This is a genomic window from Brachybacterium massiliense, from assembly GCF_900184245.1.
GTDB lineage: Bacteria > Actinomycetota > Actinomycetes > Actinomycetales > Dermabacteraceae > Brachybacterium > Brachybacterium massiliense.
The window spans coordinates 1036403-1051862 of sequence record NZ_FXXB01000008.1 but is presented as its reverse complement, the minus strand read 5'-3'; the positions used below and the strand labels follow the sequence as shown (position 1 = coordinate 1051862).

Sequence of the window (15460 nt, the reverse complement as noted above, 5' to 3'; positions counted from 1 at the left end):
AACTCATGTCAGACATCCGCAGCATCGTCGCGCGACTCGACCTCGACGAGAAGATCGGGCAGATCCAGGGCGTCGTCCCGATGGACCTCGTGGACTTCGAGAAGATGATGGATCCCTCCGCGACGCCGCCGGACTTCTCCCAGGGCTTCCCGATCGAGATCGACCGCCTCGCGACGGTGCGGCCCCACGGCGTCGGTCATCTCTCGCTCGGACAACAGCTGAACACCGACCTCGAAGCTCTGCGCGAGGACGTCTCGCACCTGCAGGAGGTCGCGCGCGAGGTGACGCCCTTCGGCATCGGTGTGCTGGTGCATGCCGAGGGCGTCAGCGGATTCGTCCACCCACAGGGTTACCAGTTCACGACGCCCTGGGGGCAGGCCGCCACATGGAACCCGGCCCTGAGCGAGCTCGTCGGGCACACCGCCGCCCAGCAGGCGCGCGCCGTGGGCGTCCACCTCTTCTTCTCGCCCGTCCTCGACATCGCGCGCGACCTGCGGTGGGGCCGGGTGCACGAGACCTACGGCGAGGATGCCGAGCTCATCGCTCAGATGGGCATCGGGTTCCTCCGCGGCGTCCAGGGACGGGACCTCGACAGCGGGATTCTCGCCACCGGCAAGCACTTCCTGGCCTACGGACACTCCCTGGGGGCGCTCAACCAGGCCGCGACGCAGCTCGGACGCCGAGAACTGGTCGACGTGCACGCGGAACCCTTCCGTCGGGCGATCGCCGAGGCGGGGCTGTCCGTCGTCATGAACTCGTACAACGAGATCGACGGGGTGCCCGCAGCCGCGAACCGTTGGCTGCTCTCCGACCTGCTGCGCGGCGAGCTGGGCTTCGACGGGCTCGTGGTCAGCGACTACGACTCGCTCACGATGCTGCACCAGACCTATCGCACGGCGCCCACCCCGGGGCACGCCGCCGGGCAGGCACTCGAGGCCGGGCTCGACGTCGAGCTGCCGGGCGCCGCGACGACCTCGCACCTGCGGCCCCTCATCGAGGACGGCACCGTCCCCGAAGAGCTCCTCGACCGCGCCGTCACCCGGGTGCTGGAACTCAAGGAGAGGCTCGGGCTGATCTCCGAGATCCGCCCCGCCCACCCGGTGCCGCCCGTCCCAGCGCTCGAACGGGACCTGCCCGCCGATGCCGCCCGCGAGGTCGCTGCAAGCAGCGTGACGCTCCTGGCCAACGACGGCGTGCTCCCGCTCGCCCGCGGCGCGCGCCGAGTCGTGATCGTCGGCCCCGCCGCTGACGAGCTGCGCATCCACTTCGGTGCGTACAGCACGGCGTCCGAGTCGGAGATGGCGCGCGCCATCACCCTCATCGCCACCGGCCAGCTCCCCGGCGTGAGCGCAACCCCCGATGTCTTCCCCGACCTGTTCCAGACGCGGCTGCCGGGGATCGAGCCGATCTTCGAAGCCAACGTGCGCGCACTGCACCCGGACGCGATCACCGTGGCCGCAGCGCTTCGCGCCATCGACCCCGAGATCACCCATCACGAGATCGGCAGCCTCGAGCTCGATGCACCGGAGATCGATCTCGACGAGCTCGCGGCCGCCACGGCCGATGCGGACATCGTCATCGCCGTCGTGGGCGAGCGCACTGGCTGGGCCGGCAACAACACAGCGGGGGAGGGTCGCACCGCGGTGGACCCGTCGCTGCCCGGCAACCAGAACCAGCTCCTCAAGGCGCTGCACGGACTGGGCAGGGACGTCGTCTCCGTCGTCGTGTCCGGGCGTCCCCTGCTGCTCGCCGGAGTGCACGACGCATCGCGCGCCGTCATCCTCGCGCCGCTGCTCGGCCCGGTGGCGGGCCCTGTCATCGCTGATGCCCTCTACGGCGTGGCAGAGCCCGGTGGCCGCCTGCCGTCCACCTTCCCGCGACACCTCGGACAGGTGCCGATGTACTACGGCCACCCCACAGGCAGCGGGTACGACCATCCGACGCTGCCACGTCACGGCTACATCGACGTCCCGGACTCCACACCGCTCTACCCCTTCGGGCACGGCCTGACCTACACCGACTTCGACGTCGCACTGCAGGAAGCCGAGTTCTCGGAAGGCCGCCTGTCCGTCCGGGCAGAGGTGCGCAACATCGGCGACCGTTCGGGCACGGCAGTCGTGCAGCTCTACGCACGCGACGACTCCGCCACGATCGTTCGGCCGGTCCAGCAGCTCGTGGCGTTCGCACGGGTGGCGCTCGACGCCGGAGCGAGCACGGTGGTCGCACTGACCGCGCCATGGGAGCGTCTCGCCTACACCTGGCTCGATGGCCGCCGCGGCCTCGAGGCCGGAGATGTCACGCTGCGCGTCGGTCTCTCCAGCGAGGACATCCGCGGCGAACGAACCCTCGCCTTCCCCGAGCTCGTCCTGCCGGACTCCCGGTGACGGCGCGTCGGAGACAGCACCTCAGAGCCAGAACCACACAGACAGCACCCCACCGACCACTCGGAGCACCTCATGACCCCCGACGAGAGTCCGCACACTGCCGATCGACCGCTCGCGCACATCCCGGTGGAGGACAAGGCGCGGATGGTCTCCGGCCTCACCTTCTGGATGACGGAATCCCTGGACGCCGCCGGCATCCGTTCGCTGCAGCTCGCCGACGGGCCGTATGGCCTGCGGCACCAGTCCGGCAGCCATGACCACTTGGCGCTCTTCCCCAGCGACCCCGCGACCTGCTTTCCGCCCGGTGTGGCGATCGGCTCCAGCTGGAGCGTCGAAGCGGCCGCTCGCCTGGGCGCCGCCCTCGGCCGGGAGGCCGCCGCGGCGGGAGTCGATGTGGTGCTCGGCCCTGGAGTGAACATCAAGCGCTCGCCGCTGTGCGGCCGGAACTTCGAGTACTACTCCGAGGATCCGCACCTCGCTGGTGCCCTCGGCACGTCCTACACGCGCGCTCTGCAGAACGAGGGCCCGGGGGTGTCGGTGAAGCACTTCGCCGCGAACAACCAGGAGACCAACCGGCAGACCATCAGCGCGGACGTCGACGAGCGCACCCTGCGTGAGATCTACCTGCCCGCCTTCGAAGCGATCGTCACGCAGGCGGCACCCGCGACGGTCATGTCCTCGTACAACAGGATCAACGGCACCTTCGCGTGGGCGAACCATTGGCTGCTCACCGAGGTGCTCCGCGACGAGTGGGGCTTCAAGGGACTGGTGGTGTCGGACTGGAGCTCCGTCTCCGACCCCGCCGCCGCCCTCACGGCAGGGCTCGACCTGGAGATGCCCGGTGACCCGGCGAGAGCAGCCGAGCTGCTGACCGCCCTGGAGGAGGGACGGATCGAGGAGGCCGACCTCGACCGCGCGATCCTGCGCCTGGCCGCGCTCGCCGAGAGGGTGTCGGCAGCTGGCGACGGAGCGATCGACGAGGACGAGCATCACCGGATCGCGCGGGAGATCGCCGCCGAGTGCATCGTGCTGCTGCGCAACCAGTACTCCGTGCTGCCGATCCCCGGCGGCGCGCACGTCGCGGTGATCGGAGCGTTCGCGCAGAACCCGCGCTACCAGGGCGGCGGCAGCGCGCACGTGAACGCGACCCGTGTCGACGTGCCGCTGGAGGAGATCAGCGCCGTGGCGGCCACGGTGGGTGCCACCGTCGACAGCGCCCTCGGGTTCGCCCTGGACGGCGCCGACGGTGACGCGCTGCGAGAGGAGGCCGTCGCGCTCGCGGCCCGTTCGGACATCGCCGTGGTGTTCGCGGGCCTGGATGAGGCCCGCGAGTCCGAAGGCATCGACCGCAGCACCCTGGATCTGCCCGAGGACCAGGTCGCGCTGATCCGTGCGGTGGCAGAGCGTGCCCAGCGCACCGTGGTCGTGCTCTCCCACGGAGGCATCGTCTCGCTCGAGGGCTGGCACGACGAGGTCGACGCGATCGTCGAGGGCTTCGTGCTCGGGCAGGGCGGCGGGCGCGCCATCGCAGACGTCCTGTTCGGCAACGTCGACCCGTCGGGTCGACTGGCCGAGACCATCCCGCTGCGGCTCGAGGACCACCCGAGCTGGCTGAACTTCCCCGGCGAACAGGGCCACGTCCGCTACGGCGAGGGCGTCATGGTCGGCTACCGCTACTTCGCCACCTCGGGGACCCCCGTGCGCTACCCGTTCGGGCACGGCCTGTCCTACACCACGTTCCGCACCGACGACGTCACGGTCGAGCAGACCGGTGAGGACACCGCCGTGGCACGCGTGAGGGTGACCAACACCGGCGAGCGGTCGGGCAAGCACGTCGTGCAGGTCTACGTGCAGACCGATGCCGGCAAGGTCCGCCGCCCGGCGCGCGAGCTGCGCGGATTCGCGAAGATCTCCCTCGAGCCGGGGGAGGCCCGCACGGTCGAGATCGACCTGCCCCGACGCGCGTTCGCCTACTGGGACATCGAGACCGGCAGCTGGGTCGTCGCCGAAGGGGAGTACCGGGTGCAGGTGTGCACCGACTCGCTCACGCCGGTGTCCGACGCCGTGATCCGACTCGACGGCGATGTGATCGCCGTGGAGCTCACGATGGACACACCGGTCGGCGAGTGGCTCGCGCACCCCACCGTCGGAGACCGCACGCGCGATGCCCTCGGATTCACCGGCGTGGAGGTCCCCGAGGAGCAGATGGCGATGGTCGCCTCGATGACCATGAACCAGTTCGTGAAGATCTCCGGACTGGACATCGCCGGCGGAGTCCTCGATGACCTGATCGCGGCCACCCGCACCGCACCACCCGTACCCCACGAAGGAGAATGAGCATGCGAGTCCTCACAGTGACCGCTCCCGATGTCGTCGAGCTGAAGGAGACCCCCGATCCGTCGGCAGGTGCTGCAGACGTGCTGATCAAGATCAAGGCGTGCGGCATCTGCGGCAGCGACGTGATGTACGCACACATGGGCGGCCTGCCGCACCAGAGCGGCGCGATGCCGCTCGGCCACGAAGCCGCGGGCGAAGTGATCGAGGTCGGTGCCGAGGTCGAAGGAGTCGAGGTCGGCGACCATGTCGTCGTCAACCCCATGTCCACCACCGACGGCGTCATCGGCAACGGCGGCAGCCAGGGGGCGCTCGCCGACCTGCTGCTGCTCGCGAACGCCCGTCCCGGCGTGCACTTCCGCGTCATCCCGAAGGAGATCCCCTTCGAGGTCGCCGCGCTCAACGAGCCCATGGCCGTCGCCTACCACGGCGTGAACCGTGCCGGTGTCGGCACCGGGTCGAAGGTCGTCGTGTTCGGTGCCGGACCGGTGGGGCTCGGAGCGCTGCTCGCCGCGAAGTCGAAGGGTGCCGAGCACGTCACCGTGGTGGACGTCGTTCCCGGCCGGCTGGAGAAGGCACTGCTCATCGGCGCGGACGCCGTGATCAACTCCGCCGAGGAGAACGTGATCGAGCGTCTCAAGGTGGTGCAGGGCGAGGTGCCGGGCTTCCCCGGGCAGCCCTCGAAGGCCGGGACCGATGTCTACCTCGACGCCGCCGGTGTCGCTCCCGTCGTCCAGACGACGCTCGAGGCGATCAAGCACGGGGGTGTGCTGACGATCGTCGGCGTGCACAAGCGTCCAGTGGAGATCGACTTCCAGGCGATCCTGCCCAGCGAGCCCGACATCCGCCTGGCGATGGGATACCCGACCGAGATCTTCGAGGTCACCGATTCGCTCATCGCTGACTGGGAGAAGTACCGCCACATCATCAGCGACCTCGTGCCCTTCGACGACGCAGATCGCGCGATCGAACTCGCTTCGACCCCCGGCGCGACCGACAAGGTCGTCGTCGTCTTCGACTGACCCTCACCACAACAGGAGAACCCCGATGACACGAGCATTCCCCGACGGCTTCCTCTGGGGCGCCGCAACCGCCGCGCACCAGGTGGAGGGCAACAACATCAACAGCAACTGGTGGCGGTTGGAGACCGTCGCCGCAGACCACGGCGTGCAGCCCAGCGGCGATGCCCTCGACAGCTACCATCGCTATGCGGAGGACATGCAGCTAGCCGCCGATGCGGGACTGGGCATGTACCGGTTCAGCATCGAATGGGCGCGGGTCGAGCCGCGGCCCGGTCAGTACTCGCGTGCCGTGCTCGCGCACTACCGGCGGATGATCGACACCGCCCTGGACCTCGGGCTCACCCCCATGGTCACCCTGCACCACTTCACCCACCCCCTCTGGTTCGACGACCTGGGCGCGTGGTTGAGCGAAGGCGCCGTCGACCGATTCGTCGACTACGTCCGGCAGGTCTGCACGATCCTCGACGGTATCGAGTGGGTGTGCACCCTCAACGAACCCAACGTCCTCGCCGTCAACGAGGGACAGACCCGACGCATCGCAAAGGGTCTGGACTATCAGTTCGGCGCCCTTCCGGACGTCGAGATCGGCGAGGTGCTCATCGCCGCCCATCATGCAGCGGCTCCCGTCGTCCGCGAGCTGACCGGTGCGAAGGTCGGCTGGACCATCGCCAACCAGGCGTACACCCCGACGCCCGGCGCCGAACAGAAGTACGCGGAGATCCAGCACGTCTGGGAGAACATGTACCTCGAGGCCGCACGCGGCGACGACTTCGTCGGCGTGCAGTCCTACACCTCGCAGTCCATCGACGAGAACGGCGTCGTGGAGCACCCCGAGCACCCCGACAACACGCTCATGGGCTGGGCCTACCGCCCCGATGCGCTCGAGATCTCGGTGCGTCACACGCGCGAGGTCGTGGGTGCCGAGGTGCCGATCATCGTGACGGAGAACGGCATCGCGACCGACGACGACCAACGGCGCATCGCTTACACCACAGCAGCGCTCGAGGGACTCCACCGCACCATCGCCGATGGCATCGATGTGCGCGGGTATCTCCACTGGAGCCTGCTCGACAACTTCGAGTGGGGACGGTGGGATCCGACCTTCGGACTCGTCGCCGTGGACCGCGAGACCTTCGAGCGCACGCCCAAGCCGAGCCTCGCGTGGCTGGGCCTGGTGGCAACGTCCAACGCCCTATGACACGCCGTGACGACGCGTGTGCGGCGCAATGGATCTCCTCGCCCGACGGGGGGAGCGATGACCGACGCACGCTCTACTTCCGTCGCATCGTCGACCTCCCTGCGCCCGTCGTCCGCGCGCGAGCGTCCGTGAGCGCGCTCGGCTGGTATCGCCTCTTCATCAATCAGAGCGATGTGACCGGCGATGCGCTGGTCCCGCGGTGGACGCCGTTCGACCATGAGGTCGAGTACCAGGTGTACGACGTGACGGAGGAGTTCTCCCGAGGTGAGAACGTCATCGGCATCGCCGTGGGCGACGGACGGTACCGGGGCGCACTCGGCTTCGACCTGAAGGATGCCCGATACGGCGAGCGACTCGGTGTGCTGGCGGAGATCGTCCTCGAGTGCGCGGACGGCACGACGCACACGATCACCACGGATGACCGGTGGCACGTCGGTCGAGGGCGCATCCGTTCGGCCGACCCTGCCTTCGGAGAGCGCGTCGACCTGCGCATCGATGCGGAGCAGTGGCTCCGCGCAGACATCCCTCTCGAGGAGCAGACCTCGGTCGACGTCCTGCCGGCCCACGAACGGGTCCTCGTCGCCGAGACGGTGCAACGGTTCCGTGCCGTCGGAGAGCTGCCGGCGACGGTGCACCGCGCAGCATCGGGTGCGCAGATACTCGACTTCGGCCAGAACTTCACCGGCGTGGCCGCGGTGACGCTGCGCGGGAGCCCGGGCGCGACGGTGCGGATCCTCTATGGCGAAGTCCTGACCCCCGAGGGCGATCTGGATACCGACTACCTCTTCCCCAAGGGGCGCGGCCCTGACGAGTGGTTCCAGAGGGACGAGATCGTCCTGGGGCCCGACCCCGTGCGGTACTGCCCGTGGTTCACCTTCCGCGGGTTCCGGTACGCCTCGGTGGAGGGCGCTGACCCGCTGACCCCCGAGGACGCCAGCGGGATCGTCATGTCCTCCGACCTCCCGCAGCTCGCCGAGTTCGAGGCGTCCGACCCGAGGCTGGAGAAGCTGTGGCACAACGCTCTGTGGTCGCTGCGCTCCAACTTCCTCGACACCGCCACCGACTGCCCGACCCGCGAGCGCAGCGGATGGACCGGAGACGTGCAGGTCTTTGGATCGACCGCGGTGCAGATGGTCGACTCCGCGAAGTTCCTGCGGCAGTACCTCCACAATCTGGCGATCGAGCAGTATGCCGATGGGAGGATCCCGCCGTACATTCCGTCGGAGCGGAGCGCCACGCTGGGCCCCCACCACATGGAGTACGTCAGCGGTTCCGTCGGCTGGGGCGATGTCGCCGTGATGCTTCCGTGGACGCTGTATCAGTACTACGGCGACGAGGAGGTGCTCCGCCTCCAGTACGACAGCGCGACGAAGTGGGTCGACTTCCTGGCCCGCCTGGCGTCCGAGCGACGCGGTCTCGCCCGTCGATTCGGCCGACGGGTCGGAGAGCTCGAACGCTTCATCGTCGATGCGGGGTTCCACTGGGGCGAATGGTTGAGGCCGGGCGAGGGCAACACCTGGCTGCGCTCGAAGCTCATGGCCCCGGCCGCAGTCGCCACCGCCTACTTCGCGCACTCCTCGAGGTTGCTCTCGCAGATCGCGGGAGTGCTCGGCCGGTCGGAGGACGAGGCCCGGTATGGCCGTCTGAGCACTCAGGTCGAGCACGCGTGGCACGCCGCATTCGTCCGACAGGGCGGCGCACGCATCGGCGAGGACAAGCAGGACGATTATGTGCGGGCCCTGGCCTTCGACCTCCTGCGGGAGCACGAGCGGCCGGCCGCGATCGCCAGGCTCGTGGAGCTGATAGAGGGCGCCGGGGACCATCTCGGCACGGGATTCCTCAGCACACCCCTGCTCCTGCCGGCATTGGCCGACGCTGGGCGCGCCGATCTCGCGCACCGAGTCCTGTTCCAGACGACATCCCCGTCGTGGCTGGCGCAGGTCGCACAGGGCGCGACCACGATCTGGGAGGAATGGGAAGGTATCGACGACGACGGCAGGGCGCACGGCTCCCACAACCATTACGCCTTCGGCAGCGTCGTGCGATACCTCCACGAGTACGTCGCGGGCCTCGCCCCCGCAGCGCCCGGTTACCGGGAGATCCGGTTCGCTCCGACCCTTCCGCGCCAGCTGACCTCCGCCGGGCTGCGCCTGCGCACACCGTACGGGGATGCCGCCAGCAGGTGGGAAAGGAGCGAGGCGGGCACGCGACTGGACATCGTCGTTCCTCCCGGCGCGACGGGCACCGTCCACTTCGATGGCCGCATCACCCGCGTGGAATCCGGCGAGCACTCGTTCACCGCGAAGAGCGCATGACAGGCCGGACAGACGGTGCGGCGCGGCTGCGCTGCTCTGCACCGACTGCCGAATCGTCATCTCGAGCACGACACGAAAGGGAACCCCATGGCTCGGATCGATCCCGGACCCGCAGCAGCCCTCCCCCCAGCGGGCAAGCACTGGCGAGTGGGTGAGACCCCCTGGCAGGCAGGTTCGCCGCAGGCCCCGCAGCGTCGCCTCATCATCGACAACGACTTCGCCGGCGATCCTGACGGACTCGTGCAGCTCGCCCACCATCTCCTCTCACCGAGTGCTGATATCCGGGCGATCGTCGCCTCACACCTGGGGCCAGGAGCTGCGGGTGGCATTGACCTCGATGACTCGGCGGGCGCGAATACCGTGGCGGAGAACCTGTTCGCCCTGATGGGACTCGACTCCACGGACCTCATCGTGCGCGGGGCGCCGCGCATGCTGACCGCAGCCGACACCCCGGCACCGTCGCCCGCCGTGTCGGTCATCCTCGACGAGGCGCTACGCGAGGACACCGACACGCCGCTCTTCTACGCGGCCGGAGGCGGACTCACCGATCTCGCCTCCGCGCTGCTGATGCATCCCGAGATCGCCGAGCGGATCACGCTCGTCTGGATCGGCGGGCCGGAGCACGAAGGCCTCGCGTCACCGCCTCCGTGTGCGTCCCCGTTCGAGTACAACCTCGGCATCGACCTGTTCGCGGCGCAGGTGGTGTTCTCCGCCTCGGGGCTGAGGATCTGGCAGGTGCCGCGCGACGCCTACCGGCAGTGCCTGATATCGATGGCCGAGCTGCGCACCCGGATGGGGAGTGCGGGCGCGCTCGGCGCGTTTCTGCTCGAGGAGCTCGAGCACGAGCGCACGCAGCTGCTCGAGCGCGGCGGCCGCGAGGTGGGGGAGACCTATGCACTCGGTGATTCCCCGCTGGTGCTGCTCACCGTGCTCCAGTCGATGTTCGAGCCCGACTCCTCATCCTCGGCCTTCGCGACCGTGCCGACCCCGGAGATCACCGAGAGGGGCCGCTATGACACCGCTGCCGGTGCGCGCCCGATGCGCGTGTACACGAGGCTAGACACGCGGCTGATGTTCGAGGATCTCTTCGCCAAGCTGGGGGAGTTCGCGAGCTGGCAGTCGAGCTCCTGACGCTCGCCGTCAACCGCGCGCTATAGGACGGATTTCATCTGCTTCGCCACCAGTCGGGTGGTGCGACGCGAATCCATGCGAGCGAGTCGGTCGAGGAGTCGGGCGTCCGCGCCGACGAGCACTCGGAAGCTGCCCTTCTCGATGCCGGCGACGATGATCCTGCCGGCTTCCTCCGGCGTCGTCGATCGCACCTTCTGGCCCTTCGGATCGATCATCGCGACGCCGGAGTTGCCCGTCAGGTTCGTGCTGATGTTCCCGGGGAAGAGGGTGGTCACTGCGATGTTGGTGTCGATCAGCTCCGCGTACAGCCCCTCGCTGAACTGCTTGACCGCGCCCTTGCTGGCTCCGTACAGCGTCTGCCCGGCGAAGGGGATGAGCGCCGACAGGCTGGACATGTTCACGATTGCTGCCGCCGGACGCGCCTTCAGCACGGGCAGGAACGTCCGGCACATGTTGACGGTGCCCCAGAAGTTCACGTTCATGATGCGTTCCTCCTCATCCGCCGTCAGGTCGGTGTAGGGAACGAATCGGTGGATGATCCCTGCGATGTTCACGATCCCGTCGACTCTCCCGTGCGCAGCGATGACTGCGTCAGGCAGAGCGTCGACCGCCGTGCGATCGGTGACGTTCAACGGATGCGCGGTGACGCGCCCGTCGGCGTCCACCATCCGCACCGTCTCGGCAAGACCATCCTCATTGAGGTCTGCGGCCGCGACACGCGCGCCTCTGGCTGCCAGCTGCAGGGCGATCTGGCGGCCCATGCCGTTTCCACCGCCGGTGACGACGAAGACATTGTCTTGCAGTTGCATCAGGAAGTTCCTTCTGTGTCGGAGCCGTCACCGAGGCGGGGGTTGGCCAACAGATCCTTGAGGAGCGTCGCGGGCAGCGCGCCCTGGCTGTACGTGATCATCTGGTCGAGCGTGAGCCCGAAGGCGGGAGCGAGCGCCTCCTCGTCGGCCCCTCCGAGTGCCTCGCGAAGGAGGGGTCCCCCGACGGGGTGCTCGAACCACTCTCCGACCGTGCTGACCGCGGTGAGCGGCCGCGCCGTCGCCTGTGTCGGAGCGGTCGGGGCCGCGACAGGGGCGAACGTGGCACCGGCTGCGACCTCGACCAGCGTCACCGAGCCGACGAGGGCGCGAGAGCGACCGGGCAGGTGGTCCTCGCCGACGAGTTCGATCTGGCCCTTGAGCCGGATGTCGGTGGAGGACGCGCCGATGTGGAAGCGGGTCCTGCCGGGTTCGACGACCCATCCGTCGGTCGCGTCCCAGAGCGCGAACATGCTCGCAGGCACCTCCACGACGACGCGCGCCTTCTCGCCGGCGTCGAGCGTCACGCGGCGGAAGGCGACGAGAGTCCGGGCCGGACGCACAGTCCGTCCGGCGACGTCCTGGCCGTACACCTGCACCACCTCGTCACCGGAGCGGCTGCCGGTGTTGGTGACGGTGAAGGCGAGCCGCACGGTGCCGTCGGTCGGCACGGCGTCGGCCTCGAGCTCGAGATCGCCGTACTCGAAGGAGGTGTAGCTCAGGCCGTGCCCGAAGGGGAACAGGGCGGTGCTGGAGCCGTCGACGTAGACGTCCGTGCCGAGGGTGCGCCAGTACGGTGCGGGCGCGGCGCCCGCCGACTTCAGCAGCCCGATGGGCAGGCGGCCGGCGGGGTTGACGTCGCCGAACAGCACTGCGGCGGCCGCCGTGCCGGCCTCCTCCCCACCGAACCACGTCGTCACGATCGCCGGGACGCTCTCGGCCATCCAGTCGAGCACGAAGGGGCGCCCGTGGCTGAGCACGACGACCGTCGGGGTGCCGGTGGCGACGACCGCCTCGACGAGCTCGCGCTGCACGCCGGGAAGCTGCAGGGTGGTGCTGTCGAGGCCCTCGCCGACCGAGCCGAACCCGTTGATGCCGGCCTGGTCGCCCACGACCACCACGGCGACCTCGGCCTGCTCGGCCGCGCTCACGGCGGCGGCGATGCCCGAGCGATCCTCGCGCTCGATGGTGCAGCCGGGCTCGTGCAGCACGCTCGTCTCCGGCGAGACGCGAGAGCGGATGCCGTCGAGGAAGGAGACGAGCGGCACCGTCTCGACGAGCAGCTGCGCGTCGTCGGCGCCGCGTCGTCCCTGGAACTCCTCGACCTGGTCGAGGCGCGCTTCGGGGTCGGCTGCCTGAGCGAACTGCTGGGTGATGCTGTCGAGCACCTGATAGCTGTAGTGGCCCAGCTGGCCCATCGGCCGATCCGCATTGGGCCCGATGACCGCGATGGTGCCCAGTGCGGGGTCGAGGGGGAGCAGCCGCGTTCCGGTCGAGTCGGGGTCGTTCTTGAGCAGCGTGACCGACTTCTCGGCGATCGTCCGCGCGAGGGCGCGGGTCTCCGCCGAGTCCAGGGTCTCGGGGACCGCGTCGAGATCAGCGTACGGACGCTCGAACAGCCCGAGCCGGAACTTCGCCCGCAGCACGCTGGCGACGGCGCGGTCCAGATCCGCTTCTTTCAGCACCCCAGCGTTCACGGCCTCGATGATCCGGTCGGAAGAGACCCGATTGTCGAGGTCGAGGTCCACCCCGGCCTGCAGCGCCTGAGCGTAGGCGTCGAGGACGGTCGCGGACGTGCCGTGCTTGGACTGCAGCTGCACGACCGCGCCGAGATCCGAGATCACGAGGCCGTCGAACCCGTACTCGAGGCGCAGCAGGTCGGTCAGGTACTTCCGCGACCCGGTGACCGGGTCGCCGTCGATGTCGTTGTACGAGGGCATGACTCCGAGCGCGCCCCCGAGGCGGATCGCCATCTCGAAGGCGCGTCCATGCACCTCATGAAGCTCACGAGGCCCCATCTGCACCGGTTCGCCGTTGCGCCCGCCGTCGCTCGCGGGATATCCGATGAAGTGCTTGAGGGTCGCGATCAGAGGCACCGCGGGATCCGCGTTCTGGAGCCCTCGGACGAAGGCGGACGCCATCGAGCCGACCAGCAGCGGATCCTCGCCGTAGGTCTCGTCGACCCGCCCCCAACGCGGATCGCGGGCGACGTCGGCCAGCGGGGAGAGCGCCTGACGAACGCCCATCGCCGCCATCTGCCCGCCGATCGCACGACCCATCTCCTCGATGAGCTCGGGATCCCAGGTCGACGCCTGCGCGATCGCGTCCGGGTACGTCGTGGCGTCCTGCACCTTCAGCCCCACCAGGGCCTCCTCGGAGAGCAGCACGGGAATGCCGAGCCGGGTCTGCTCCACGTGCTTTCGCTGCAGCTCGTTGCCCTTCGCCGCGGCCTCGCGGGGAGGCAGGCCGAGAGCCGAGAGGCCGGCCGTGACGCTGCCCCAGCCCGTCTCGGGCGGCGAGTGGACGTCGACGACCGTCCCGAACGGGGAGGCGATCTGGGCGGCCTTCTCCTCGAGAGTCATGCGCTCGAGGAGGTCCCGCACACGCTCCCCGGCCGGAAGGGTCGGGTCCTGATAGGCAGCGTACTCGGTGATCGACTGGTTCATCTGTGGATGCACTTCCTTGTCTCGATGATGTGTGAGCTGTAATCGCGACGACCCAGTGCACATGCGGCCGACTTTTCCTACCAGCTCCGATTGTTCAGCTCTCTACGGGGCCGTCAGAGATCGGCTGGTAGGAGATCTCGCGAACAGTGACCGACCCGCTCACCGGCTCGACGCCAACCGTTCGGCCGGTGAAGCCTCCTGCCACTTCGGTCGAGAAGTAGCGTCCATCCACGGACGCCAGCACTTCGACTGTGCCGTCCTCGCGAGCAACTCCGAGTTCAACGATGTCGGGTTCGTTGCGGGGCATCGGGAACGTCGGCTCGGGCGTGCGCGCGGTGATGACGAGTTGCACGGGCCCGGCCGGGCGATCCATACGTCCCAGGCTCATGATCGCCGGACCGATGGTCAGGGTGGCCTCGATGCCGCGTTCGTCGGCGAGGAGACCGCACCAGTGCGCGTCGTCGATCCGGACGAGCAGGCGCGCCGATCCGTCGGAGACGTCGAGGGTGGCTGTGGCCCTCCACTGTTCGTCGCGGGCACGGCTGAGCAGCATCTGCCGCCGAGCATTGGGCGCCGGAGCGGACAGAACCAGGCCACCACCCTCCGCGTGCTGCACGAAATCCTCTGCCCAGACATTCGGTGAGATCCACCGTTGATCGAGGGGCTCGGTGTCGAAGCGGTCCCGGAAGGAATGATCTGGCGGGGAGGCGACGAAGCGATCCTCGTCCACCACCGGCCACCCATCGACCCAATCGATACCGGCGATGAACGTTTCGCGACCGTTCGTGTGGAACATGGGCGTGCGCCCGCGCGGCCGCACCGCGAGGTACACCATCGCCCACGAGCCATCAGCAAGTTCGACCAGATCGGCATGGCCCGTGTTCTGCACCGGATGCGAAGTGCTGCGGTGACTCAGGATCGGATTGCCAGGCGCGGCCTCGAATGGCTCGTCCAGACTGCGTGACCGAGCGATCGTGACCGTGTGTCCTCGCTCCGTCCCACCCTCGGCGAGGAGCACATACCACCACCCGTCGCGACGGTAGAGGTGCGGGGCCTCGGGGAACGCGAGGCCGGTGCCCTGCCAGAGCAGGCGGGGTGCATCGAGGAGCACGCCGGCGACCGGGTCGACCGGGGCGCTGGCGATGCCGGGAGCTGACGGTTCCGTCGACGCCCAGGTGAGGTGGCAGACTTCCTCTTCGTCCCAGAACAGATCCGGGTCGATCCCCGTAGTTCCCGCGACGTACACGGGTTCGCTCCAGGGGCCCTCGGCGTGCTCACTGGACACGATCAACTGTCCACGTTGGCCCTCGAGCACATTGGTGGTCACCATCCAGAACCGCCCGTCATGATGACGCACTGTCGCGGCGTAGATTCCGGTGCTCGGCGGAGCAAAGCTGACGTTGAGTTGCGAGGGTCGGGCCAGAATGTTCGTCACCGGCTCCCAGGTCGTCAGGTCCGTACTGCGGTGCAAGGGCACACCTGGCGTGTATTCGAAGCTTGAGTTCACGATGTAGTAGGTGTTGTCCACGCGGCAAATGGACGGGTCCGGGTAGTACCCCGCGATGATGGGTCTCGCAGACATGATGACTTCCTGGTTCTGTGCT

9 protein-coding genes are annotated in these 15460 nt (G+C 68.8%); 6 read left to right on the top strand and 3 right to left on the bottom strand.

Features of this window, described 5'->3' with window-relative positions; genetic code table 11:
* Positions 1 to 5 precede the first annotated feature (5 nt).
* The 6 genes from BN4251_RS14795 to BN4251_RS14770 all read left to right on the top strand — a co-directional run bounded on the left by BN4251_RS14795 (position 6) and on the right by BN4251_RS14770 (position 10384).
* The gene (locus BN4251_RS14795) at positions 6 to 2384 is read left to right on the top strand and encodes a glycoside hydrolase family 3 N-terminal domain-containing protein (RefSeq protein ID WP_087485799.1); all 2379 of its coding nucleotides are present in this window, start codon (positions 6 to 8) and stop codon (positions 2382 to 2384) included.
* A 72-nt stretch (positions 2385 to 2456) separates the two neighbouring features.
* A complete protein-coding gene (locus BN4251_RS14790; RefSeq protein ID WP_087485798.1) occupies positions 2457 to 4721 on the top strand; it encodes a glycoside hydrolase family 3 C-terminal domain-containing protein in 2265 nt (754 codons plus the stop codon).
* Positions 4722 to 4723: 2 nt separating this feature from the next.
* Positions 4724 to 5740 carry a zinc-dependent alcohol dehydrogenase gene (locus tag BN4251_RS14785; RefSeq protein ID WP_087485797.1) on the top strand — a complete coding sequence of 339 codons (1017 nt, stop codon included), beginning with the start codon at positions 4724 to 4726 and terminating at the stop codon, positions 5738 to 5740.
* 25 nt (positions 5741 to 5765) lie between these two features.
* Positions 5766 to 6938 (top strand): glycoside hydrolase family 1 protein, encoded by a 1173-nt coding sequence (locus tag BN4251_RS14780; protein WP_087485796.1) that lies wholly within the window; start codon positions 5766 to 5768, stop codon positions 6936 to 6938.
* Positions 6935 to 9253, top strand: a complete 2319-nt coding sequence (locus BN4251_RS14775; RefSeq protein WP_087485795.1) for a family 78 glycoside hydrolase catalytic domain — start codon at positions 6935 to 6937, stop codon at positions 9251 to 9253. Before BN4251_RS14780 ends, BN4251_RS14775 begins: the two co-directional genes overlap by 4 nt.
* A 147-nt stretch (positions 9254 to 9400) precedes the next feature.
* Positions 9401 to 10384, top strand: a complete 984-nt coding sequence (locus BN4251_RS14770) for a nucleoside hydrolase (RefSeq protein WP_245810374.1) — start codon at positions 9401 to 9403, stop codon at positions 10382 to 10384.
* 20 nt (positions 10385 to 10404) lie between these two features.
* Here BN4251_RS14770 and BN4251_RS14765 read toward each other — a convergent pair whose 3' ends face one another.
* The 3 genes from BN4251_RS14765 to BN4251_RS14755 all read right to left on the bottom strand — a co-directional run bounded on the left by BN4251_RS14765 (position 10405) and on the right by BN4251_RS14755 (position 15438).
* Positions 10405 to 11193: an SDR family NAD(P)-dependent oxidoreductase gene (locus BN4251_RS14765; protein WP_087485793.1), complete on the bottom strand. Its 789-nt coding sequence runs from the start codon at positions 11191 to 11193 to the stop codon at positions 10405 to 10407.
* Entirely contained in the window at positions 11193 to 13856 is a 2664-nt protein-coding gene (locus BN4251_RS14760; RefSeq protein WP_087485792.1) for a beta-glucosidase family protein, read from the bottom strand. Before BN4251_RS14760 ends, BN4251_RS14765 begins: the two co-directional genes overlap by 1 nt.
* A gap of 94 nt (positions 13857 to 13950) precedes the next feature.
* Positions 13951 to 15438, bottom strand: coding sequence for a glycoside hydrolase family 43 protein (locus tag BN4251_RS14755; protein ID WP_087485791.1), 1488 nt, complete (start codon positions 15436 to 15438; stop codon positions 13951 to 13953).
* Positions 15439 to 15460: the final 22 nt, after the last annotated feature.

Coding starts and splice junctions, on each gene's coding strand:
- BN4251_RS14760 (WP_087485792.1), bottom strand. CDS start 13,856: ATGAACCAGTCGATCACCGAGTACGCTGCCTATCAGGACCCGACCCTT.
- BN4251_RS14755 (WP_087485791.1), bottom strand. CDS start 15,438: ATGTCTGCGAGACCCATCATCGCGGGGTACTACCCGGACCCGTCCATT.
- BN4251_RS14795 (WP_087485799.1), top strand. CDS start 6: ATGTCAGACATCCGCAGCATCGTCGCGCGACTCGACCTCGACGAGAAG.
- BN4251_RS14775 (WP_087485795.1), top strand. CDS start 6,935: ATGACACGCCGTGACGACGCGTGTGCGGCGCAATGGATCTCCTCGCCC.
- BN4251_RS14780 (WP_087485796.1), top strand. CDS start 5,766: ATGACACGAGCATTCCCCGACGGCTTCCTCTGGGGCGCCGCAACCGCC.
- BN4251_RS14785 (WP_087485797.1), top strand. CDS start 4,724: ATGCGAGTCCTCACAGTGACCGCTCCCGATGTCGTCGAGCTGAAGGAG.
- BN4251_RS14765 (WP_087485793.1), bottom strand. CDS start 11,193: ATGCAACTGCAAGACAATGTCTTCGTCGTCACCGGCGGTGGAAACGGC.
- BN4251_RS14790 (WP_087485798.1), top strand. CDS start 2,457: ATGACCCCCGACGAGAGTCCGCACACTGCCGATCGACCGCTCGCGCAC.